Origin of the sequence: Streptomyces sp. NPDC002680 (assembly GCF_042889145.1) — a bacterium.
GTDB lineage: Bacteria > Actinomycetota > Actinomycetes > Streptomycetales > Streptomycetaceae > Streptomyces > Streptomyces adonidis.
In genome coordinates, this window is sequence record NZ_JBIAQP010000024.1 from 153,766 (window position 1) to 172,360 (window position 18,595).

An 18,595-nucleotide genomic window follows, 5' to 3' on the forward strand; every position below is an offset into this window, starting at 1 on the left:
TGTGTACGACCGACCTTGACTGAGCGTCCAGCACTCGTGGAACCAACTCGATGTGGCGCCAGGGGAGTTCATGCCCGGGACCCTGTCCCTGGGGGCGGGGCAGGGTGGTGACAGGCGCAGGTGCACACGAGATAGTGCACGCCGGGTACGCCGGTGTCGCGCGGCTCGGAGTCCAGGCAGCGGGGGTGCTCGCCGAGGACGCAGAAGGGAGAGAGGAAGGAGGGTTCCGCCGACCAGGCCGGCTTGTGGGCAAGGGGCAGCGCCTGATCCTCTCCGCACAGGTCCATCCCGCCGACGAGGGGAATCCGGTACCAGCGTGCGCCTTTGGCGTCCTCGTGGTCCCCCTTGTGCCTCCCGGGGAGGATGCACGCGCCGCTCTCACTGAGGATCGGTGCCCCGTAGAACAGCGAGGCGCGGACCGCCCCGCACGCGTCCGTCCTGGCGGTGGGGTTCGCGGTCATCGGGATCCTCCGTCGTACGCCTGCCGATAGGCGACCCACAGCTCTTGTCCGGTCTCGCACCCGTCCATCGCCCTGCGGGCGGGCTTGCAGCCGGCGCACTTGCGGGCGTGCTCGAACCACAGCCGGTAGGCACGCAGCATCGGCAACTCGGCCCGACGCGCGGTCGCTCCGACGTCGGTAGCCCTCGCGCCGGTCATCGGGTCCTCACCCCGCCCAACTCGGCGTGGATGTCCCGGTTGTCGACGTCGATGCCGAAGTCGGCTGCCAGCACGGAGACCGTCCGACGACGCCACCGCACCGCCGGTTCACGCGTCGCCGAGTAGGGACGTACACGAGTCGTACGGGATGCCATGACTGTCCGCGTCTCTGGAACCCGGTCCAGAGAAGGCAGGTACGGCCGTGAGAGACGGGACGCCGAACCATCCAGCGGCGCCTGGTCGGTGCTGTACGGCGACCGGCGCGCAGCAGGCACCCGTACCGCCAGGCTGGCAGGATCTCCTGTGTTCTTGCTGGTCACGACGGTCCGAATCGACGCGGGAGGTTTCCGGCGGGTGCCAGTCGGTGGGAACAGGAGGGTGAGGCCCCAGAGAACCAGGGTCACCCAAACCCAGTGCAGCGCGGCAGCGCTACGCTCGGCCATGTTCATCAACTCCTAACAGTTGGTGGGCCACGCCCCCGGACGTTCGCACCGTCGCGGGGGTCTTGCCGTATCGGGACATTACGCCAACTTGTAAGGTGTTGTCAGGTGACTACAGCTAACGATATGCATCGTCGCAGGTCAAATAGGGTCGAGATATGACTGTCGACCTTGAAGGGCCTGAGCCGCTGTACGAGCAGATCGCCGCCATACTCGGCGCGCGTATCGCGGACGGCACGTACGCTCCTCGCCGTCGGGTTCCGTCCGAGGCGGCCATCTGCGACGAGTTCAACGTGTCGCGCCCGACTGCGCGGGCGGCTCTCCAGCTCCTGATTCAGCGCGGGCTCATCATCACGGTGCGGGGCAAGGGATCCTTCGTCGTTGAACACCTTCCCGGGGCCGGTGATGACCCTGGTGAGAAGTAACCGCGCCTGCGCCGGCATGGCTTGCGGGCTCCGTTGCGGTGACCCTCACACCTCAGGCGACGTGCTGCCGGTCTTTGCAGTTCGGTAGTGAATCGGCCGTGAACGGTCTGACTGCCGGAGCGCGGAGTGAGCGGATCGGTGCGTTATGCAACCGTTACAGGTCAAGTGGCGCAACGGTTGAGTGATTTGATCCTGTACGTCCCAGTGGTTGACAAGTTTCAACCTGGTGTCACCAGGCGCCGATGGATAGCGTTGCTTCACTCGAGAGAAGCCTCGCCCCACCGGGAGCAGACCGTGAACCGCCGCCATGTGCCTATCGCTGTCGTGATCGTTGCGACCGCTTCCCTACTTCTCACAGCCTGTGGCGGTGGTGAAAGTGACTCGAAGGCCAATGACAAGATCGCGGGTGCGGACACCGGCGACACGAAGGCATCTGCATCGCCGACCGTTACGGCGACCGGTTCGGCGCAGCGCCCGAAGGTCACGTTGCCCAGCGATGTCACCGACGTCTTCGAGGGCTGGGAAACCGGCGACGCAGCCAAGGACGCGGTGCTGGCGGACGCTTCGCGACGCATCGATGCGTTGGCGTACGCCATCACCGAGGGAAATGCCGACGCACCGGTGCTGGCCTTTTACTACAAGGGTGACGCCCTGGTTGGGGCCTCCCAGTGGGTCAAGGAGTTCGTGGATGCCAAGAAATCCATGACGGGTGAGACTCGCTACTTCAAGCCGAGTGTCGATGTCTATGCGGAGGGCAAGGCGACCCTCACCTACTGCTCGTTCGAGGGCAAGGCATTCGTCAAGGACAGGGCCACTGGCGCGGCTGCAAAGACTCCGGTGACCGACAAGTCGTACCTCCTCTACTCCACCCGCCTGGAGAAGAGCGACAAGGGGGTATGGCAGACCGCTGTGCTCAACTCCGAGAGGGCGAACGACACATGCACGCCGTGATCTCCGGTCGCACGCGGCTCGTCCTGGCGTCCGCAGCAGTCGCCTGCGTGCTGGTTCCTTCTCCCGCCCACGCCGACGTGGACCTCGGCAGCGGCAACGAAGGAGCCGTGAAGCAGCAGGGTGCAAGTAAGGGCTACACGATTGAGTCCCGGATCACCTTCAGCGGTTCCGCCAAGGGGAACAGCGGATCATCCGGTGGGTTCGCAGCAGTGGGGAACTGGACTCCGCCGGCCTGCTGGTACGAACCGCGCTCCGCCGAGGAGTTCTCGAAGCAGGTCGAGGACGAGTACAACACGACGTTGAACACTCCCGGCCAGGCCAACTATGCGAAGAGGGCCGTCGGGGACTTCCGGAACACCTACAAGGACGGCGAGTACAAGAACTACAACCTCGACCAGAAGGACGAGGGCAGTTGGTGGGTCGCCGTCCGCGACGAGGACCGTTGGACGGAGCCCGAGGCCCAGCGCTGTGACCAGCAGCCTGTCTGGGTTGAGAACGGTGACACTCCGCCGGTCGAGAACGCGGTGACCCCGCAGGTCCTCGCTGAACTCGCCTACAACCGGATCCAGTTGCCGACCACCAAGGTCACCCTGGCCCCTGCTGACATCACCAAGGTCAACCTTCCTACTTGGGCCTGGCTGGACAAGTCGATGTTCAAGGAAGTCTCAGTGACCGCCGCGCTCAACGTAGGCGCACTGAACATCCAGGCCACCACCACGGCCAAGCCCGTCTCGCTCAGGCTTGAGCCGGGTACGGCCGACGCCGAGACCTACCCTGCCTCTGGCGAGTGCACGTTCGGCAACGACGGCTCGATCGGCGAGCCGTACGCCACGGGCAAAGCTGGCCAGACCCCGGCCTGTGGCGTCAGATACCTCCGCTCTTCAGGCGATGGCACGTTCAAGCTCCAGGCAACCATCACTTGGGAGATCACCTGGACAGGAACGGGCAACCCCAACCCGACGAGGCTCCCTGACGGAACCTTCGGAAACGACCAGGAAGTCACCGTCCAGGAAATCCAGGCCGTCAACCGCTGATCACCATCAGACGCGAAGGGCTGCGCAGCTCAGTCCGTCGTTCTCCCGGAGAGACCAGACACCACATGAGTGACCTGCGCCTCGAGGACACGATTTTCGAGGACCTGAAGAAGACCTTCTCCACCATCAGTGACCGCATGGAGAATGCCCGCCGCAGCCTGCGCGCCGCCGACGCCTCGGTTCTCGGCGAGAGCAAGCTCGTCGAGGATCTGCGGGACTTCGCCGACGAGTGGGGCTACGGAATCAAGCAGCTCGGCAAACACGCCCAGGGTGCGGTCAAGATGATCAACCACATCGACGACACGTTCAGCAAGCTCGACCTGGACCTCGCCGAGTCGCTCAAGTCCGCCAAGGCCAAGAAGAAGGGCAAGTGACGTGAAGGACCGCCTTTCGTCCTTGCCGAACATCGGCCGGGACCCTACTCCCGGCAGCGTCGAGGACACCCGCGACCTGGCCAGGCAACTCGGCAAGCTGGCCAGCGAGCTGGGCACGTCCCTGCGGGAGCTGGAGCAGATCGAGACCGGGGCATGGAAGGGCAAGGCCGCGCTTGCCTTCACCGAGTACATAGGTGAGGACGTCACCCCGCTCATCCGCAAGAGCCACGAGTCCTTCGACAAGGCCTCGCGCGCGTTGCACCGGTGGGCAGGCGAACTCCAGGACTTCCAGGACGAGACGGCCCGACTGGAGCGGACCGCCGGGGAGAAGATCGACGACAAGGCGAAAGCCAAGGAAGGCACCGAGGAGTACGGCAAAGCCTCCGGTGATGTGGACGGAGTCATCGACAAACTCCACGACCTTGAGGACCGCTACAGTCTGGCCGCCGCGAAGATCAGCAAGGAACTCGACAAGGCCGCCGACATCGCGCCCGACGAGCCCGGCTTCTGGGACAAACTCACCAAGGGCGTCGCGGACGCCTGGGACGCCGCCGGCGACTGGATCAAGGAACATGCCGACCAGATCAAACTGATCGGCGACCTGCTGAGCGACCTGACCGCGATCCTGGCCCTGCTGGCCATCATCACGCTGCCGTTCCCGCCCCTCGCGGCGATCTTCGCCACGGCCGCGCTCATCACCACCGGGCTCGCGCTGGTGGCGCACGGCGTTGCCAAGGCTGCGGGTGAGGATGTGAGCTGGATGCAGATCGGACTCGACGCGGTGGGGCTCGTGCCGGGGATCGGGGCATTCAGCAAGGGGGTCAAGGTGGTTGGCAAGACCTCCGTGGCTGCCAGGGCGGCTGGGCTCGGCAAAGCCGCTGCGCTCGGCGAGGGGTTTCAGGCAACGCAGGTCGCTGCTTCACGGGTGCTGCTGGCCACTGGCAAAAGGGCCGAGGCTGTCAGGGATGGGTTCGAGCTGTTGCCCGGCAAGGTGGTGCTCGGCGGTACGGCCGACCATGTGTACGAGATTGCTCACGGGACCAGCAGCCTGCTGTCGCGTATGGGTGGGGTCGTCAACCAGGGCTATCACTCCGGCCAGTTGCTGGGCTCCAAGGGAGCCAATCTCCTTCCGGGGGTGAACATCAACCCCTTGGGAGCGGGCATCGCAATGGACGCCGGGCTCAAGATCTTCCCCAAGATCACGAGCATTCATCAGCATGTGGGAGAGGCTCTCTTCCCGGGAGACCAGTTCGAGAAGTCGGCTACGGGTCACTGAATCGCCGACGCGTGATGTCAGAGTGAACGCGCAGAGCGAAGTACCAGGATTCGCCACCCAGGAAGACGCATACGTCATGGACATCTGGCAGCCCGAACCGGGCGAGACGCTTCTCACCCGCGCGCTTGTCACCTTCGCCACCGGCGCCGCCACTCGCGTCAACGGCATGCGGTGGTTCCGGGACACAGAGCGCAACGACATCCAGCACGAGCTGTCGGGCTGGCCCGAGGGGCCTGTGTACACGGCACGCTCAACGGGCGATGTGGCCGGACGCAATACGGTCAAAGGCACGGCCGTCGCACTGGGCCTCGGTGTCCTGGCCGCGCTCAGTTTCGGCGGAGCCAACGTCACCAGCGGCGGCAGCGGCGAGACCTACATGAAGTCTGGCTCTGACACCCCGGACGACCGGGACAACGAGGTACTGGACTTCCCTGTCATGTGGGCCGCGCCCGGCACCATCGCCCGCACCCTGCCCTGGCAGCTGGATCCCGCACGCTCCTCCGAGAAGCACTACCGCACACATGCCATCGTCACGGACCGCCGACTGGTCATCGTCGGCTTCCCGTACTCCAAGAAGAACGACAAGCTCATCGAGGACGAAGTCCTCTGGCAGATCCCGCTGGACCAGATCCACCGGGTAACGCCCAGGCATTTCAAAGACGGCACTGACGCCGAGATCGTCTTCGGTGACGGCTCGTGGTGCAGACTGCGTTCCCCTGTGCGAGAGAAATTCACCAGATACCTCCTCCCGCATGAGCTCATCCGCCTGGACGCGCTTGCACCGGGGCAGCGCCACACTGTCGAGAAATTCATTGCAGAATCCGACGCACCGGACGCCGCGCCCCCAGTGGTCAGTCTCCATCCCTGTGGTCACTACCGGGTCGAATTCGTCGTCCCGAGTCAAGTCCACGCGTATTCGGGTCTTGTCGAAAGCACATTGATCATGGATGCGGAGGGCTCCGAGGTGGCTGAGATCGCGGACCTCCACCCAGACGACCTCTGAACTCCGGCTCCGCTACTGAACTCTCCGAGGACGACCTCACCGATATGACAGCCGCCACCGACCGGGCGAGCGCGCTCCCGCCCACCCTCACCGGCGAAGAGCCCCCGCCCCTTTCGTTCAACGTCCCGGAAGGCTTCTTCGCCCTCCCTCTCGCTGAGACCCCCGAAGAGCGCGTCGAGCGCGCCCAGACCTTCGTACGAGCGCTCTACTCCCGCGGCGACGACACCATTTGGGAGCCCGCCGCTCCCTACTACGCGGCCATAGCCGAACTCATGGCCGGCACCGGAGTCTCGTACGCCGCGATGGGTCTGTTCTCCACGGCGGACGACGAAGGAGACGGAGACGAAAACGGAGATGTTGTCAGGCACAGCCTTTCCGACGGTGCCGTCCAGTGCGCCTTCACCGTGGCTGCTATCCCGACGGACCAAGCTGCTGCTGACGCTGACGTCGTGGCCCAGGGAATCCTCGCGACTCTCTCCAGGGATTCGTACAACGACGCTCGCTGGCTCGACCTGCCCTGTGGCCCAGCGGTGTTCTGCGTAACCCTGCGCGAACTCAAGTTGAGGCCGGAAGTGACGGCGAGTGGTGAGGCCGCGGATCTCCTCACCGGGCAGATTCAGGTCCATGTCCCTTTCTCCACCGGCCCGTTCACCGCGATCTTCACCCTCTACACGGCATCGACGGACTATTGGGCCGAGTTCTGCGACATGATGGCGGCCATCCTCCAGACCGTCTCGTTCACCGAGCCGGTCGTGGACGTCACCCCGGAGGAATCGTGAATCACACCCGCTGGACGTTGGCTCGGGAGCGGAGCACTGTTCAGGGCTGCTCGGAGCCCCCGGAAGTCGCCGCCGAGCGTGAGCAGATCCGGTTGGCGCTTGCCCTGGGCCAGCTGGTGTACGACCGGCGCACATCCCTGGGTCTGTCTCAGTCCGCGCTGGGTGAGCGCCTCGGAATAACCGCCGATGCGGTGGATGTGCTGGAGCTGGCTGGCATGCTGCCTGTCACTGCTGGCCTTCTGGCCCGTCTCGCAGGCGCGCTGGACGTCACGGTCGATCTGCACGTAGTGGCCGACGGTGGCAGCACTGTGGCCTTCGGTGAGCGCGCGGTGTAGGCCCGAGCGCTCGGTTTCCCAAGGCGCTTTTCCCTCCTGTATCGGGTCGTTGGCTCCTTTTCCTGTTTGATGGATTAGCCGTGTGTCGGACTGCTCACAAGAAGGTCATCCCCCATGCACCCAGCTGACTACCCCACGGCCTGGAACCACATGCCAACCCGCAATTCCTGGCTGAGGCACATGGCCATGAACGTGATAGTCATCTTCGGTTGGCCGGGCGTCTGGGTCGCACTGCTTGGCATCTCCACCTACACGCCGAACTGGGTCGTATGGATCTTCATGCCGTACTTCATCTACGGACCCTACCGATTCTTCATCCAACTGGCTGCCTTGCCTTGGGTTTTCCGTATCCTTCGAGTTCTGCGTCAGTATCCTTGGCAGCTGCTTGAAGAGGTGCCCAGTGGCCTTGGCAAGTACCCCGGAGCGAGGGATGACGGAATATGGTTCGAGTTCCGGAACCCGGAAGATCCCGAAGAGAAGATCCCATTGGTGTTCATCCATCACCATCGGTCGTACTGGTGGATGAAGCGCATGGACAGCCCCCGTGTCGATCCGCATCGGAGGGCGCAGATCGAGCCCCTGTGGTTCGCGGGCGATCCTCGATTCCTCGCGGTTGTCGCCGCAGCCGGACGGAACGGCAAGGCACCCAAACGACTCCACCTGCTCTATCAGCGTCCAGTGTTCGACAGCCGTTTCGTGCCTGAGAGTTGGGGAGCCGGCGCTGCTGACATCGAGCGTGCCCGGCGTGCCGGTGCTCGGCGCCTCGACGTGGTTCCGCAGCCACAGTCACAGGCCGGCGAGATTGGGGGGACACAGCACGGCGAAGAAGCAGGAACTTCTACGACCGCTCTCTACCCCGCGCTGCCCTGGGCTTCACAGCCCGCCGTTCACCACCCGCCCACCCGTCGTGCGATTCTGCGTCGGCTCATCCGCCACGCGGTGCTCCTCTTCGCGGTCTGGCCCGCGCTCATTGTCCTTGCCGTCGTACTGGTGGCTTCTGGGGACGAGGATGTCTTTCCCTTCGCGATGAGGATCTTCGTCGCTGCTCTCATCCTCCTGCCGTTCAACATCTTGGTGGCTGTGTCCGCCCTGCGCACGCATCGCAGGCTGAGCGCGCATTCGTGGCGGCTGGTGGAATGCGAGGTCGTTCCACCTACTTCGCACGGATGGAGGCAGGGGGCGTACCTGCCTTCAGCGAGGCGTGGGACCCGTGTTCCGGCCATACTCCGCATGGGCGGAACGGTGCTGAGGGCCACTCCCACCAGGCGATCGGTGAGCCCGCGTCTCACCCATGTCTGGTCCGCGGGAGCCCCTGGACCGGGTGCCGTCGTCTCGGAACCGGGCGGTGCACGGCCGTTCCGGCTCGCCCGGTACAAAGGGCCGGTCGGCCCCACGGAACTTGCCAGCCACCGGGTCCCGGAGGCAGAGGCTTCCCCTGTCGTACACCTTGACAAGTGAGCGGGACGACTCTGGCTGGAACTGCATGCCGACAAGGAGTTCGGCCCGATCAGCCCTCGCGCCGTACCCGAACCGCGGCCCGATACCGCTCATCCACCAGCTCATGAAACAACCGCCCCCGCCGAGTCCCCGAAGCAAGCCGCCGCGCCTCCCCGCTCACCGCCCAGAACGCCTGGCCCGGTTCTGTGCCGAAGACGCTGTCGGCGCCCTGGCGCAGGTGTTCCTCGGGGAGGGTGCCCAGTTCGAACATCGTCTCCCAGTGCGACAACACCAGGTTCAGGTACAGGTGTTGGCGTCGGGCTGTCACGGACGCGTCGCCGTCCAGGCGGCCCCAGCAGGCCATGAGGTCCGGGTCCGTCATCGCCATGCGTATGAGTTCGGTGTGTGCGGTGCGTACGCCCTGCTCGCGGTTGGCCTTGCTCTCCCTGGCCTGGAGGAAGAGGGACGCCCCGACACCCACAAGCGCGAGCCCGGCGATCAGCGCGGACGCGGCGCCGTACGCCTGGGCGATGTTGCCGACGCGCTGCCAGTCGCGGTCGGAGCCGGGGCCGCTCGGGCCGAAGGCGCGTAGGGCGAGGGGTGAGAGGAAGACGAGGGCTGTGGCGGAGATCAGGGCGAGGACGGTCAGGGAGATTCGTACGGTGGGGGACGACCACCGTATGCGGCGTCGGCGTCCCACGCTCTGCGGCGTTTCATCGCTCATCTGCCGGCCTCCGCTCTGCCCGGGCGGTCAACAGCGGGGCGGTCACCCGGTCGTGGAAGGTGAGCAGCTCCTCGCTTGTGGCAAGGAGCTGCTCGAAATCCCGGCGGCAGGCCTCGATCAGCTCTTGATCGGTGTGACGCACCGCGCCGTCGAGATCACCCTCGTGCGTGTACCTCAGCTCGTACAGAGCGGTGGTCCCGAGGGCCACCAGTTCCGGCATATGCGCTGGGGGGGGGGTGTTGCATGCTGGACCGGTTGGGACCGGGCCAGCCATCCTCGGCGGTAATACCAGATGAAATGCCAGCCGATGTGATGACGCCGATCTCCTCGCCCAGTTCCGCGCGCAGCCGCAGGATGCTCATCTCCCACAGTACGTAGTCGGACGGCGGGAGCGCGACGATCCGTACGCGGCGGAGTCGGCAACCGCGGGCAACGGCCTCCTCGTACTGGCGTGCCAGGGCGGGGCGTTCCTCCTCAGCGAGGCGCAGGGCCTCACCCCAGTTGCCCCGCTGAACCGCCTCCCATGGCGCGTACCCGGGTTCACGGAACCTCTGTCCCGCCTCCAGCTTGTCGACCTGGGAGCAGCGCGGATACTCCTTCCGGAAGCGGGCGAGGTAGTCCGCGCGGGACAGCCGGAGGCCTGATGTCCGTACCTCCGCGAGGCGGGAGATGGCCGTCGGAGGCTTGCCGTCAGGCATCGGGGATGTCCCGCTTCGCCGACAGAAGTGTGGAGCGGGGGATGATTATCACGCGCTCGTCGGGCGCCACCGAGACGCCTGCCGGCAGTCGGCCCGCGTACGCGTCCGTCGCTTCTCGGCCTATGCAGGCGAAGTCACCGTTGTTGAGTTCCCACATGTCGGGGCAGCTCTCGGTCGCACTGGTCAGCCCCAGCTCCTGCGGTGACTTCCCCAGCCTTCGGGTGAATCCGGCGTCGAAATCCGCTTCCCACGGGCGTTCGGGTGTTCCCATTGAGCTCATCTCCATCTCCCCTGCGGGGTACGAGAGTTGATCATTCGGGCGTGCGTGAGGCTAACAACGACAGACAGGCGCCACAACGGGGGATTGTGCCCCGTGAAGTGGAGTAGCCGAGCAGACACCCGCGCGTTCCAGGGCCCTGACGGGCTACACCACCCGGCGGGACGCAATCCACGAGACATGACCGCTCCCGGAGCCGGGCTCCGGGGCCCGGCTCAGGTCTTACACCGATTTCGGCTGGGCCTGAGAGGCGGCGGCGCGGGAGGTTGAGCGAGTGTGGACATCGCGAACGCCAAACTGAATCGGAGGGTACTCACGATGAGTCGTAAGAGGCGGCGGCGTGCCAGCTCACCCGCCCGGCCACAGCGCCCAGCGGCACCGGATCCGAGACGCACGCTCGGTCCCCTTGCCCAAGCGGTCCTGGCGAGTATGGCTGCGGCGGCGGGGGCATCCCTGGTCAGTGAACTGGTGAAGGTGATCGTGTGAGCGTGCGGTACCCCAGGAACGTCGCCGACGGCCCCGCGACAATCCACGAACTCGTCACGGAGGCACGGGCACACGGCCTGCACCCTGTCACGGAGCGCCTGGTCAGAGACTGGACCGAGATTGGGCTGTTGGCTCGGCCTGAGTTCCGGAAGAGCAGCCGCCACGGAAGTGATCCTGCTCTGTATCCCCCCGGCCAGCGCCGCCTCTTCCTCCACCTGTTGTGCGCACGCGGCCAACTCCCCCAGAGTCCCCGGCACGTTCGTAACGTCCTGGTGCGGATGCTCATTACGGGGTGGCTCCACCAATTTCCCTTCCGCATCCCAACGAGCCAGGCACGTCGCGCGCTGCGCACCATGACGCTGGCGTCACGCTGCCTGCCGAGCGCGTACGCGCGCCGCGACGCGGAGGCGGTGGTCACCCAGGTCGCACACTCCAGCGCGCCCGAGCGGCAGCGCCGTCTCGCTGTCCAGGCGCTCACCGAGTGCATGCAGTCGGGTGTGTGGGAATGGGGGAGGGTTCACTCGGTACTCACCGTGGTCTGCTCTCCTTGGTCGCCTGTCCGTCCCGGCTGCCGCGTTGAACGGGGCCTCGAGTTCGGCGGTCTTCCTACTGGCATCGACGAAGTCGTTGCCGCTCTGCGGTCGACGGTTGGCATACAGGATCTACTGCGTACGGAGTCGGTGCGCGAGGACTTGTTGGACGAAGCGCGCGCGACATACTTCCGCAAGTGGGGGCAGAAGTATCTACTGGACTTTGTCATGCTCTTCGCGGCATCTATGGAGGAACCCCCGCCGCCGACTCCTGATCTCTCCGGAGATGCGATAGGGGGATTCCTCGCAGAGCTGGCGTACGTGGTGAATCAGGCCTGAAGGTACTGCTGCCTCGCCGGGGAGTCAGGGCACGCCAGTCATACGCGGGACCGGCGCGTTCCGAGACCAGGAGCCACGCTCGCAGAACCATTGCCGCGAAGCCGACTCCATCACTCGGTCGCTGCGCTGCTGTGACTACACCCCCCAGCGGGACATGACCCAACGGGGCTCACGGACCCGTAGGCGGACGGCTCGGGTGAATGGATTGAGTGAGGTGAGGACCCGATGAGAAAGCGCAAGTCCCTACGTCTCCGTATGCGTCAAGCCCTCCCCGAAGCCATGCGCGCCCGGGACAAGGTCGCGGTGAGTGCCCTGCGTGCGACCCTCGGTGCCTTGGACAACGCCGAGGCCGTGCCCGTCGGCGAAGCCGCGCTTCGCGGTGTGGCCATTGAGCAGGCCCCAGTTGGTGCCGGCGCCACCGAAGCTGCGCGGCAGGAGCTGAGTGAGAGCCGTGTCGAGAGTGTCGTACGTGCCGAAGTCGCCGATCGGCTCGACGCCGCCGCCCAACTGACCTCGCCCGTGCATGCCGACCGGGCCGAGCGGCTCCGGGCCGAGGCCGCTGTGCTGCTTCGCTTCCTCGACGAGCCCGGCAGCGTGTAGGAAACGGCGCCGGCCCGCTCGTCCTTCCGGCGTTGTCAGTGCCCCCTGCCAGACTCCCCACCATGACGACCGACATCGACGTACAACTCCGCGACGTCACCGAAGACGACCTGGAGTTTCTCCTCGTCTACGAGAACGATCCCGAAGCCGTTCGGCGGTCGCGGTTCACGCCCCGGCTGCGGGACGCCTTCATGGCGCACTGGAAGTCGAAGATCCTCGGCGACAGCACCGTGTTCGTGCAGACGGTCACCGTGGACGGCGAGCCCGCCGGCAGCATCGTCGCCTGGTGGGACAGCGATCCGGATCTCGGTGAGCGGCGGTTCATCGGGTACTGGCTCGGGCGGCCGTACTGGGGGAGGGGTGTGGGAAGCGTCGCCCTCGGGCTGTTCCTGCGGCGCGAGACCAACCGGCCGCTCTACGCCGATCCCTTCGCCGAGAACACCGCCTCCGTCCGCCTCCTCGAAAAGCACGGCTTCCGTGCCACCGGTACCGTCCGCCACGGCGACAACGAACACATCATGCTCGTCCTCGACGTCCAGAGCATCCAGAACGTCCAGGACTCCGAGTCGTCATGACGGCTCGTACGACCCCGTCGCCCCGTCGATCAGCTCCCGCACGATGTCCATGTGCCCCGCATGCCTTGCCGTCTCCGCCGTCATACGTACGAGGACCCAGCGCAGCGAGCACTCGTCGTCCCGCCAGGCCGGCTTGCCCAGGGTGTCCAGGGGGAGTTCTGTCAGTACGCGGTCGGCGGCGGCTCGGGCTCGGGCGTAGAAGTCGGTGATCCGGGTCTTCGTCTCGTCCGGGCCGGCGCTCATGTCCTCCCCCAAGTAGGGGTCGAACCAGAGCGGTTCCGTCTCCCTCCCGAACGTCTCCACGAACCAGCCGTACTCGACCGACGCCAGATGCTTCACCAGCCCCAGCAGACTCGTGCCCGACGGTGTCATCGGTCTGCGGACCTGCTCCTCGTCCAGGCCCTCCAGCTTCCACAGCACCGCGTCCCGCTCCTGGTCGAGCTTCGCGCGCAGCGTCGTCACCTCGTCATCGGCGTACAGCATGTCCCGGACCGCCTCTCCCTCTTGCCTACTGGCTCCGCTTCCGTCGGTGCCGCGGAAATTATCAGCGGGCACCGACAACCGGCTGCGAACATCGCCCCCATGGCCACGCCCGAGCCCAGCCCCGTACACATCCCCCACATCCCCACCTTCGAAGAACTCCTCGCCGAAGGCGCCTCCGTCCCCACCGACGGATGGGACTTCTCCTGGTTCGAGGGGCGGGCCACCGAGGCGCGGCCCTCCTGGGGGTACGCCCGTGCCATGGGGGAGCGGCTGGCGTGCGCGTCCGCCGCGCTCGACCTGCACACCGGCGGTGGTGAGGTGCTGAACACCGCCCCCACGCTGCCCCCGCTCACCGTCGCCACCGAGGGCTGGCCGCCGAACGTCGCCAAGGCCACCGCCCTGCTCCACCCGCGTGGCGCTGCGGTCGTCGCCGTACCGGACGACGCGCCGCTGCCCTTCGCCGACGGCGCCTTCGACCTGGTCGTTAGCCGGCACCCCGTGTCCCCGCCCTGGGCCGAGATCGCCCGCGTCCTGCGACCGGGCGGTACGTACTTCGCCCAGCACGTCGGGCCGTCCAGCGCGTACGAACTCGTCGAGCACTTTCTCGGACCGCAGCCGGACGCGCGGCGCAACGCCCGCCACCCCGACCGCGAGCGCGCCGGCGCGGAAGCCGTCGGGCTGGAGATCGTCGAGCTGCGGGCCGAGCGGCTGCGGATGGAGTTCCACGACATCGCCGCCGTCGTGCACTTCCTGCGCAAGGTGATCTGGATGGTCCCCGGGTTCACCGTCGATGCCTACCGTCCCCAACTCCGCGCCCTGCACGAACGGATCGAGGCCGAGGGTTCGTTCGTGGCGCACAGCAGCCGCCATCTCTTCGACGCCCGCAAGCCCTCCGGCTGACCCCGGCTGACCCGGCTGACCCAGCCCGTACGTCTCCCACGCGTCCCCCGTACGTCTCCCACGGCGGCCGGTCGACCGCGACCTACCGGAGCACCTGCTTCCGCCGCCCTTCCCCCGACCTTCCCTCGCCCTCCCGCCGCAGCGGCGAAACTGGCGAGTAACTGCCGTCCGGGCCGCCGCGAGCCGCCTTGCTCCGGCAGTCCTTCCGCGCCGCGCCCTCGGGAAATGCGCAGCAAACGTGATATCTCAGGTCTTACTATCCGCAAACATCCGGATATCGTTCACCCTCGTCCGAATATTGGCGAAATCTCGGCGAAGCGGATGTGGCTCCACTTGTCGCCTGCGAGACATGTGTACGTATGCCCGAAAAGGCTTCACGAGGTTTCCACATCGTTATCGGGGAGGTTCGCGAGCATGGGTCGAGGTCGCGTAAATTTAGGCAAAGGTAATTCGCGTGAGCAAAGTGGCGCGGGCGGTACCGCGCAGAGGAGGGGCCTGCGCGGTGCCCTGCCTACCCCTCCCGCACTCGCGAGCGAGCGTCCCGCTCCTGCTCAGCCGTCCTCCGGTGCCGTGTCGTCGGCCCGGATCGTGAGCCGTACGCCCCGCCGCACCCCCCACCTCTCCAGCGCCCCTGCCTCCGCTTCCAGGACTGACCGCGCCCACGGGCGGGGAAGTCCAACTCGCCCCGGACGCATGGTTCTTACCGCCCGGACCCGCGCCTTTCCGTCCAGATAGGCCACGTCGATCGCGAACCGCATCCCGAACGTGTGCACCGAACTCGCGGGCGTCAGCAGCAACGCGCCCTCGATCCCGTCCCGGCCCAGCAGCCCCCGCCGACGGGCCCGGCCCGACTCGGCGAGCTGCAGCGGAACCGGCTCGGGTGACTCCGAAGTGGTGAACGTGGCCATGGCTGCGAAGTTAGCGGTGGCGTCAAGCGGGCGTTCGCGACAGGGTCGCCCTTGGGGGGGACGCCGGGCCTGGAACCCCGCCGCGACACGGCCGGTGCCCGAATGGCCCTGGAGTGGGACGGGGATGTTCGCAAGGGGGGTGAAACCCGCCGGATCCCTAGGGATCACCTCGGATCCCGGGTTTTTTCCTGGGAATCAGCTGTTTTCCGGCCATGATCCCACCATGAAAACGGGCTCCGGGGGCCATCCGCGCGTTGCCGGACGACTTCGGAGAGTAGTTGTTCCGCGCCGATGTACGCGGCATCACTCACGAAGGGTTATGGTGGAAGCCCCCCCTCGGGCCGGTCCGTCTCCCCCCCACGGACCGGCCCGTTTTTTGTGCCCGCCCGGAGCAGCCGGATACCGACGCTCTCCTTTCGCCCGGAGTGCCTGGAGCGCTCGGAGCGACTGGAGCCCCTGGAACGCCCGGAGCGCCCGATCGCCCGGACATCAACCCGCCGCCCCCTTCGCGGGGACCGCAAGGCGCCCGTTCCCCCGGACGCAGGACCCCCCGCCCCGCAGCGGTACGCTTCCCCTCCGGGGATCGCCACCCCCGAGGACCACCAAACGGGCAGGGATCGCGCCAGGGGAATGCGCCCGGCCGCGGCTGTCCGATCCGTACGGAGGGGCTGACAAACACGTGAACCTGCGCGACAACCTGCGCCGGCTGCTGGTCAGGGTCTACACACGCAGGGTGGAAGGCCACCTCGACCACGACCAGGTGCCCAAGCACATCGGCGTCATCGTGGACGGCAACCGGCGCTGGGCGAAGGCGGCCGGCTCCACCACCGCCCAGGGGCACAAGGCCGGCGCCGACAAGATCGAGGAATTCCTCGGCTGGTGCTCCGAGACCGACGTCGAGGTCGTCACCCTCTGGCTGCTCTCCACGGACAACGTCAACCGTCCGCCGGAGGAGCTGGCGCCGCTCCTCGAGATCATCGAGAACGTCGTCACCTCCCTCGCCGCCGACGGCCGCTGGCGCGTCCACCACGTCGGCAACCTCGATCTGCTCCCCGGGCAGCTGCAGACCCAGCTCAAGGAGGCCGAGGAGGCCACCGCGCACGTGACGGGCGGGATACTCGTCAACGTCGCCATCGGCTACGGCGGCCGGCAGGAGATCGCCGACGCCGTGCGTTCGATGATGCTCGACGCCCATGACAAGGGTGCCTCGCTGGAGGAACTCGCCGAGAGCGTCGACATCGACCTGATCGGCAAGCACCTCTACACCAGCGACCAGCCCGACCCCGACCTCGTCATCCGGACCAGCGGCGAGCAGCGGCTGTCCGGGTTCATGCTCTGGCAGACCGCCCATTCGGAGTACTACTTCTGCGAGGTCTTCTGGCCGGCCTTCCGCAAGGTCGACTTCCTGCGCGCCCTGCGCGACTACGCGGCCCGCCATCGCCGTTACGGCAGCTGAGACGGGACCGGGCACGTACCCGCTCGTAATGTCCCGATGAGGTGAAAGTCACCCCCCTTGGGGCGGAAGTAACAAGGAGTTCACCAGCGCGCCGCCATGCGGCGTGGCATGGCGGCGCATGTTCGAGGGCATAAGCCAAGCAGGTCGACACCCGAACCACGGGTGTCGTATCTCAGCGGACGGCACGGGGCCGTCCGCCCGGGAGGCCCTTTGCACCAGCCCGACCGTGTGGTCACAGCACGGGCGAACAGGCGGAGGGCCGGTTCTCGGCCCGCGCACTGCGGCCGTCGACCGGTCCAGATCTCCTTCGTCGCTCCCCGACCTCATCCGAGGGGGTACGTCCTTCCGTGGTGACCAGCACAAAGCGCCGTATGCCAGACCGGCGCACCTATGTTCTCGACACCAGCGTCCTGCTGGCCGATCCAGGCGCTCTGAACCGCTTCGACGAGCACGAGGTCGTGCTGCCGATCGTCGTGGTCACAGAACTGGAGGCCAAGAGGCACCACCCCGAACTCGGGTACTTCGCCCGGCAGGCCCTGCGCCTGCTGGACGAGTTCCGGGTCCGGTTCGGCCGCCTCGACGCCCCGATTCCGATCGGGGAGCTGGGCGGAACCGTCCGTGTCGAGCTCAACCACTCGGACCCCAGCGTGCTGCCAAGCGGCTATCGCCTGGGGGACAACGACTCCCGCATCCTCGCGGTCGCCCGCAATCTGCAGGCCGAGGGGTACGACGTCACGGTCGTGTCGAAGGACCTGCCGCTCAGGATCAAGGCCTCGTCCGTCGGGCTCCTCGCTGAGGAGTACCGCGCGGAGCTGGCCATCACGGGCTCCTCCGGCTGGACCGGAATGTCCGAACTGACCCTGGCCGGCGAACAGGTGGACCTCCTCTTCGAGGAAGGCCACGCCTACGTCCCCGAGGCCGCCGAACTGCCGGTGCACACCGGTCTGACGATCCAGTCCGAGCGCGGCAAGGCCCTGGGGCGCGTCACGGCCGAGGGCAACGTCCGCCTCGTACGAGGGGACCGCGAGGTCTTCGGTATCAAGGGGAGGAGTGCGGAGCAGCGGATCGCGCTCGACATCCTGCTCGATCCGGACATCGGGATCGTGTCGATGGGCGGCCGGGCCGGCACCGGCAAGTCGGCGCTCGCGCTGTGCGCCGGCCTGGAGGCGGTGCTGGAGCGGCGGCAGCACCAGAAGGTGATGGTCTTCCGGCCGCTGTACGCGGTCGGCGGGCAGGAGCTCGGCTATCTGCCCGGTTCCGAGTCCGAGAAGATGGGCCCCTGGGCACAGGCGGTCTTCGACACGCTGTCCGCGGTCACCAGCCGCGAGGTCATCGAGGAGATCACCGCGCGCGGCATGCTCGAAGTGCTGCCGCTCACCCACATCCGCGGCCGCTCGCTCCACGACGCGTTCGTGATCGTGGACGAGGCACAGTCGCTGGAGCGGAACGTCCTGCTCACGGTGCTGTCCCGGATCGGCGCCAACTCACGGGTGGTTCTCACCCATGACGTGGCACAACGGGACAATCTGCGAGTCGGCCGGTACGACGGTGTCGTCGCCGTCGTCGAGAAGCTGAAGGGGCACCCGCTCTTCGCGCATGTCACCCTCAACAGGTCCGAACGGTCCCAGATCGCGGCCCTGGTGACCGAAATGCTGGAGGACGTGCAGATCTGACCCGGGAGTTCCCGAAGTGGAACGAAGTAGACGGAATTCCTGAAGCGCGCGCGGAGTTCCCGAAGTTGGCGCCGTCCGGCAAAGGCGAAGAGCCTAGCCGGGCGGCGCTTCCGCGTCTGCGGCTTTCCTCAAATCACCTGGGGCAAACGAGGTGTGAGCTTTCACACTCAACTCAGAATTGCCACCCGGCGTCCGGGTACGGCTAGAGTCTCACTCCTGTCAGGCCCCGCATAC

24 protein-coding genes are annotated in these 18,595 nt (G+C 66.6%); 15 read left to right on the forward strand and 9 right to left on the reverse strand.

The features are described from left to right. Positions 1 to 68: 68 nt before the first annotated feature. From ACFYXF_RS45105 to ACFYXF_RS45115, 3 genes are read right to left on the reverse strand one after another with little or no spacing between them, the layout of a single operon-like run. The gene (locus ACFYXF_RS45105) at positions 69 to 461 is read right to left on the reverse strand and encodes a hypothetical protein (protein ID WP_389358913.1); all 393 of its coding nucleotides are present in this window, start codon (positions 459 to 461) and stop codon (positions 69 to 71) included. Continuing rightward, positions 458 to 658, reverse strand: coding sequence for a hypothetical protein (locus tag ACFYXF_RS45110; RefSeq protein ID WP_389358915.1), 201 nt, complete (start codon positions 656 to 658; stop codon positions 458 to 460). Before ACFYXF_RS45110 ends, ACFYXF_RS45105 begins: the two co-directional genes overlap by 4 nt. Then, positions 655 to 813 carry a hypothetical protein gene (locus tag ACFYXF_RS45115; protein ID WP_369035050.1) on the reverse strand — a complete coding sequence of 53 codons (159 nt, stop codon included), beginning with the start codon at positions 811 to 813 and terminating at the stop codon, positions 655 to 657. The genes ACFYXF_RS45110 and ACFYXF_RS45115 overlap by 4 nt, the downstream gene beginning before the upstream one ends. Before the next feature lie 443 nt (positions 814 to 1,256). Here ACFYXF_RS45115 and ACFYXF_RS45120 point away from each other — a divergent pair, with 443 nt between their 5' ends. The 9 genes from ACFYXF_RS45120 (at position 1,257) to ACFYXF_RS45160 (ending at position 8,733) form a co-directional block, all read left to right on the forward strand. Then, complete coding sequence (locus ACFYXF_RS45120; RefSeq protein WP_389358917.1) at positions 1,257 to 1,523, forward strand: GntR family transcriptional regulator; 267 nt, start codon at positions 1,257 to 1,259, stop codon at positions 1,521 to 1,523. Between the two features lie 294 nt (positions 1,524 to 1,817). Beyond that, complete coding sequence (locus ACFYXF_RS45125; RefSeq protein ID WP_389358919.1) at positions 1,818 to 2,474, forward strand: hypothetical protein; 657 nt, start codon at positions 1,818 to 1,820, stop codon at positions 2,472 to 2,474. Beyond that, positions 2,462 to 3,508, forward strand: coding sequence for a hypothetical protein (locus ACFYXF_RS45130; protein WP_389358921.1), 1,047 nt, complete (start codon positions 2,462 to 2,464; stop codon positions 3,506 to 3,508). The genes ACFYXF_RS45125 and ACFYXF_RS45130 overlap by 13 nt, the downstream gene beginning before the upstream one ends. A 65-nt stretch (positions 3,509 to 3,573) precedes the next feature. Next, positions 3,574 to 3,882, forward strand: a complete 309-nt coding sequence (locus tag ACFYXF_RS45135; RefSeq protein ID WP_389358923.1) for a hypothetical protein — start codon at positions 3,574 to 3,576, stop codon at positions 3,880 to 3,882. A gap of 1 nt (position 3,883) precedes the next feature. Beyond that, positions 3,884 to 5,158: an enoyl-CoA hydratase/isomerase family protein gene (locus tag ACFYXF_RS45140; protein ID WP_389358925.1), complete on the forward strand. Its 1,275-nt coding sequence runs from the start codon at positions 3,884 to 3,886 to the stop codon at positions 5,156 to 5,158. Between the two features lie 76 nt (positions 5,159 to 5,234). Continuing rightward, positions 5,235 to 6,161 carry a hypothetical protein gene (locus ACFYXF_RS45145; RefSeq protein WP_389358927.1) on the forward strand — a complete coding sequence of 309 codons (927 nt, stop codon included), beginning with the start codon at positions 5,235 to 5,237 and terminating at the stop codon, positions 6,159 to 6,161. A 44-nt stretch (positions 6,162 to 6,205) separates the two neighbouring features. Continuing rightward, positions 6,206 to 6,940 (forward strand): hypothetical protein, encoded by a 735-nt coding sequence (locus tag ACFYXF_RS45150; RefSeq protein ID WP_389358929.1) that lies wholly within the window; start codon positions 6,206 to 6,208, stop codon positions 6,938 to 6,940. Continuing rightward, positions 6,937 to 7,275 carry a helix-turn-helix domain-containing protein gene (locus ACFYXF_RS45155; RefSeq protein WP_389358931.1) on the forward strand — a complete coding sequence of 113 codons (339 nt, stop codon included), beginning with the start codon at positions 6,937 to 6,939 and terminating at the stop codon, positions 7,273 to 7,275. Before ACFYXF_RS45150 ends, ACFYXF_RS45155 begins: the two co-directional genes overlap by 4 nt. Positions 7,276 to 7,455: 180 nt before the next feature. Beyond that, positions 7,456 to 8,733 (forward strand): hypothetical protein, encoded by a 1,278-nt coding sequence (locus ACFYXF_RS45160; RefSeq protein WP_389358933.1) that lies wholly within the window; start codon positions 7,456 to 7,458, stop codon positions 8,731 to 8,733. Between the two features lie 49 nt (positions 8,734 to 8,782). Here the strand turns inward: ACFYXF_RS45160 and ACFYXF_RS45165 are convergent, their stop codons facing one another. The 4 genes from ACFYXF_RS45165 to ACFYXF_RS45180 are packed head-to-tail and all read right to left on the reverse strand — an operon-like array spanning position 8,783 to position 10,405. Then, positions 8,783 to 9,436 carry a DUF6082 family protein gene (locus ACFYXF_RS45165; protein WP_389358935.1) on the reverse strand — a complete coding sequence of 218 codons (654 nt, stop codon included), beginning with the start codon at positions 9,434 to 9,436 and terminating at the stop codon, positions 8,783 to 8,785. Next, complete coding sequence (locus ACFYXF_RS45170; RefSeq protein ID WP_389358937.1) at positions 9,426 to 9,656, reverse strand: DUF6879 family protein; 231 nt, start codon at positions 9,654 to 9,656, stop codon at positions 9,426 to 9,428. Before ACFYXF_RS45170 ends, ACFYXF_RS45165 begins: the two co-directional genes overlap by 11 nt. Next, positions 9,592 to 10,134, reverse strand: a complete 543-nt coding sequence (locus ACFYXF_RS45175) for a DUF6879 family protein (RefSeq protein ID WP_389358939.1) — start codon at positions 10,132 to 10,134, stop codon at positions 9,592 to 9,594. Before ACFYXF_RS45175 ends, ACFYXF_RS45170 begins: the two co-directional genes overlap by 65 nt. Then, complete coding sequence (locus ACFYXF_RS45180; RefSeq protein ID WP_389358941.1) at positions 10,127 to 10,405, reverse strand: hypothetical protein; 279 nt, start codon at positions 10,403 to 10,405, stop codon at positions 10,127 to 10,129. The genes ACFYXF_RS45175 and ACFYXF_RS45180 overlap by 8 nt, the downstream gene beginning before the upstream one ends. A 488-nt stretch (positions 10,406 to 10,893) precedes the next feature. On the opposite strand from ACFYXF_RS45180, the gene ACFYXF_RS45185 reads away from it, so the two are divergent. The 3 genes from ACFYXF_RS45185 (at position 10,894) to ACFYXF_RS45195 (ending at position 12,941) form a co-directional block, all read left to right on the forward strand. Then, on the forward strand, positions 10,894 to 11,766 hold the full coding sequence (locus ACFYXF_RS45185) for a hypothetical protein (RefSeq protein ID WP_389358943.1): 873 nt from the start codon (positions 10,894 to 10,896) through the stop codon (positions 11,764 to 11,766). 279 nt (positions 11,767 to 12,045) lie between these two features. After that, positions 12,046 to 12,366 carry a hypothetical protein gene (locus tag ACFYXF_RS45190; RefSeq protein ID WP_389359020.1) on the forward strand — a complete coding sequence of 107 codons (321 nt, stop codon included), beginning with the start codon at positions 12,046 to 12,048 and terminating at the stop codon, positions 12,364 to 12,366. A 62-nt stretch (positions 12,367 to 12,428) separates the two neighbouring features. Next, entirely contained in the window at positions 12,429 to 12,941 is a 513-nt protein-coding gene (locus ACFYXF_RS45195; protein WP_389358945.1) for a GNAT family N-acetyltransferase, read from the forward strand. Here the strand turns inward: ACFYXF_RS45195 and ACFYXF_RS45200 are convergent. After that, positions 12,936 to 13,424 (reverse strand): DinB family protein, encoded by a 489-nt coding sequence (locus ACFYXF_RS45200; RefSeq protein WP_389358947.1) that lies wholly within the window; start codon positions 13,422 to 13,424, stop codon positions 12,936 to 12,938. The genes ACFYXF_RS45195 and ACFYXF_RS45200 overlap by 6 nt on opposite strands. Before the next feature lie 99 nt (positions 13,425 to 13,523). Between ACFYXF_RS45200 and ACFYXF_RS45205 the strand changes: the two genes are divergently transcribed. Continuing rightward, entirely contained in the window at positions 13,524 to 14,324 is an 801-nt protein-coding gene (locus ACFYXF_RS45205; protein ID WP_389358949.1) for a class I SAM-dependent methyltransferase, read from the forward strand. Between the two features lie 551 nt (positions 14,325 to 14,875). Here ACFYXF_RS45205 and ACFYXF_RS45210 read toward each other — a convergent pair. Then, positions 14,876 to 15,232: a DUF192 domain-containing protein gene (locus ACFYXF_RS45210; RefSeq protein ID WP_389358951.1), complete on the reverse strand. Its 357-nt coding sequence runs from the start codon at positions 15,230 to 15,232 to the stop codon at positions 14,876 to 14,878. 679 nt (positions 15,233 to 15,911) lie between these two features. On the opposite strand from ACFYXF_RS45210, the gene ACFYXF_RS45215 reads away from it, so the two are divergent. Together ACFYXF_RS45215 and ACFYXF_RS45220 are read left to right on the forward strand one after the other, a co-directional pair. After that, positions 15,912 to 16,688: an isoprenyl transferase gene (locus ACFYXF_RS45215; RefSeq protein WP_389358953.1), complete on the forward strand. Its 777-nt coding sequence runs from the start codon at positions 15,912 to 15,914 to the stop codon at positions 16,686 to 16,688. A 347-nt stretch (positions 16,689 to 17,035) separates the two neighbouring features. After that, positions 17,036 to 18,361 (forward strand): PhoH family protein, encoded by a 1,326-nt coding sequence (locus ACFYXF_RS45220; RefSeq protein WP_389358955.1) that lies wholly within the window; start codon positions 17,036 to 17,038, stop codon positions 18,359 to 18,361. The last annotated feature ends 234 nt before the right edge of the window (positions 18,362 to 18,595 follow it).

Excerpts from the sequence above, each read along its gene's own strand:
- ACFYXF_RS45105 (WP_389358913.1), bottom strand. The coding sequence starts at position 461 with ATGACCGCGAACCCCACCGCCAGGACGGACGCGTGCGGGGCGGTCCGC.
- ACFYXF_RS45110 (WP_389358915.1), bottom strand. The coding sequence starts at position 658 with ATGACCGGCGCGAGGGCTACCGACGTCGGAGCGACCGCGCGTCGGGCC.
- ACFYXF_RS45115 (WP_369035050.1), bottom strand. The coding sequence starts at position 813 with ATGGCATCCCGTACGACTCGTGTACGTCCCTACTCGGCGACGCGTGAA.
- ACFYXF_RS45120 (WP_389358917.1), top strand. The coding sequence starts at position 1,257 with ATGACTGTCGACCTTGAAGGGCCTGAGCCGCTGTACGAGCAGATCGCC.
- ACFYXF_RS45130 (WP_389358921.1), top strand. The coding sequence starts at position 2,462 with ATGCACGCCGTGATCTCCGGTCGCACGCGGCTCGTCCTGGCGTCCGCA.
- ACFYXF_RS45135 (WP_389358923.1), top strand. The coding sequence starts at position 3,574 with ATGAGTGACCTGCGCCTCGAGGACACGATTTTCGAGGACCTGAAGAAG.
- ACFYXF_RS45145 (WP_389358927.1), top strand. The coding sequence starts at position 5,235 with ATGGACATCTGGCAGCCCGAACCGGGCGAGACGCTTCTCACCCGCGCG.
- ACFYXF_RS45150 (WP_389358929.1), top strand. The coding sequence starts at position 6,206 with ATGACAGCCGCCACCGACCGGGCGAGCGCGCTCCCGCCCACCCTCACC.
- ACFYXF_RS45160 (WP_389358933.1), top strand. The coding sequence starts at position 7,456 with ATGGCCATGAACGTGATAGTCATCTTCGGTTGGCCGGGCGTCTGGGTC.
- ACFYXF_RS45165 (WP_389358935.1), bottom strand. The coding sequence starts at position 9,436 with ATGAGCGATGAAACGCCGCAGAGCGTGGGACGCCGACGCCGCATACGG.
- ACFYXF_RS45170 (WP_389358937.1), bottom strand. The coding sequence starts at position 9,656 with ATGCCGGAACTGGTGGCCCTCGGGACCACCGCTCTGTACGAGCTGAGG.
- ACFYXF_RS45175 (WP_389358939.1), bottom strand. The coding sequence starts at position 10,134 with ATGCCTGACGGCAAGCCTCCGACGGCCATCTCCCGCCTCGCGGAGGTA.
- ACFYXF_RS45180 (WP_389358941.1), bottom strand. The coding sequence starts at position 10,405 with ATGGGAACACCCGAACGCCCGTGGGAAGCGGATTTCGACGCCGGATTC.
- ACFYXF_RS45190 (WP_389359020.1), top strand. The coding sequence starts at position 12,046 with ATGCGCGCCCGGGACAAGGTCGCGGTGAGTGCCCTGCGTGCGACCCTC.
- ACFYXF_RS45195 (WP_389358945.1), top strand. The coding sequence starts at position 12,429 with ATGACGACCGACATCGACGTACAACTCCGCGACGTCACCGAAGACGAC.
- ACFYXF_RS45200 (WP_389358947.1), bottom strand. The coding sequence starts at position 13,424 with ATGCTGTACGCCGATGACGAGGTGACGACGCTGCGCGCGAAGCTCGAC.
- ACFYXF_RS45205 (WP_389358949.1), top strand. The coding sequence starts at position 13,524 with ATGGCCACGCCCGAGCCCAGCCCCGTACACATCCCCCACATCCCCACC.
- ACFYXF_RS45210 (WP_389358951.1), bottom strand. The coding sequence starts at position 15,232 with ATGGCCACGTTCACCACTTCGGAGTCACCCGAGCCGGTTCCGCTGCAG.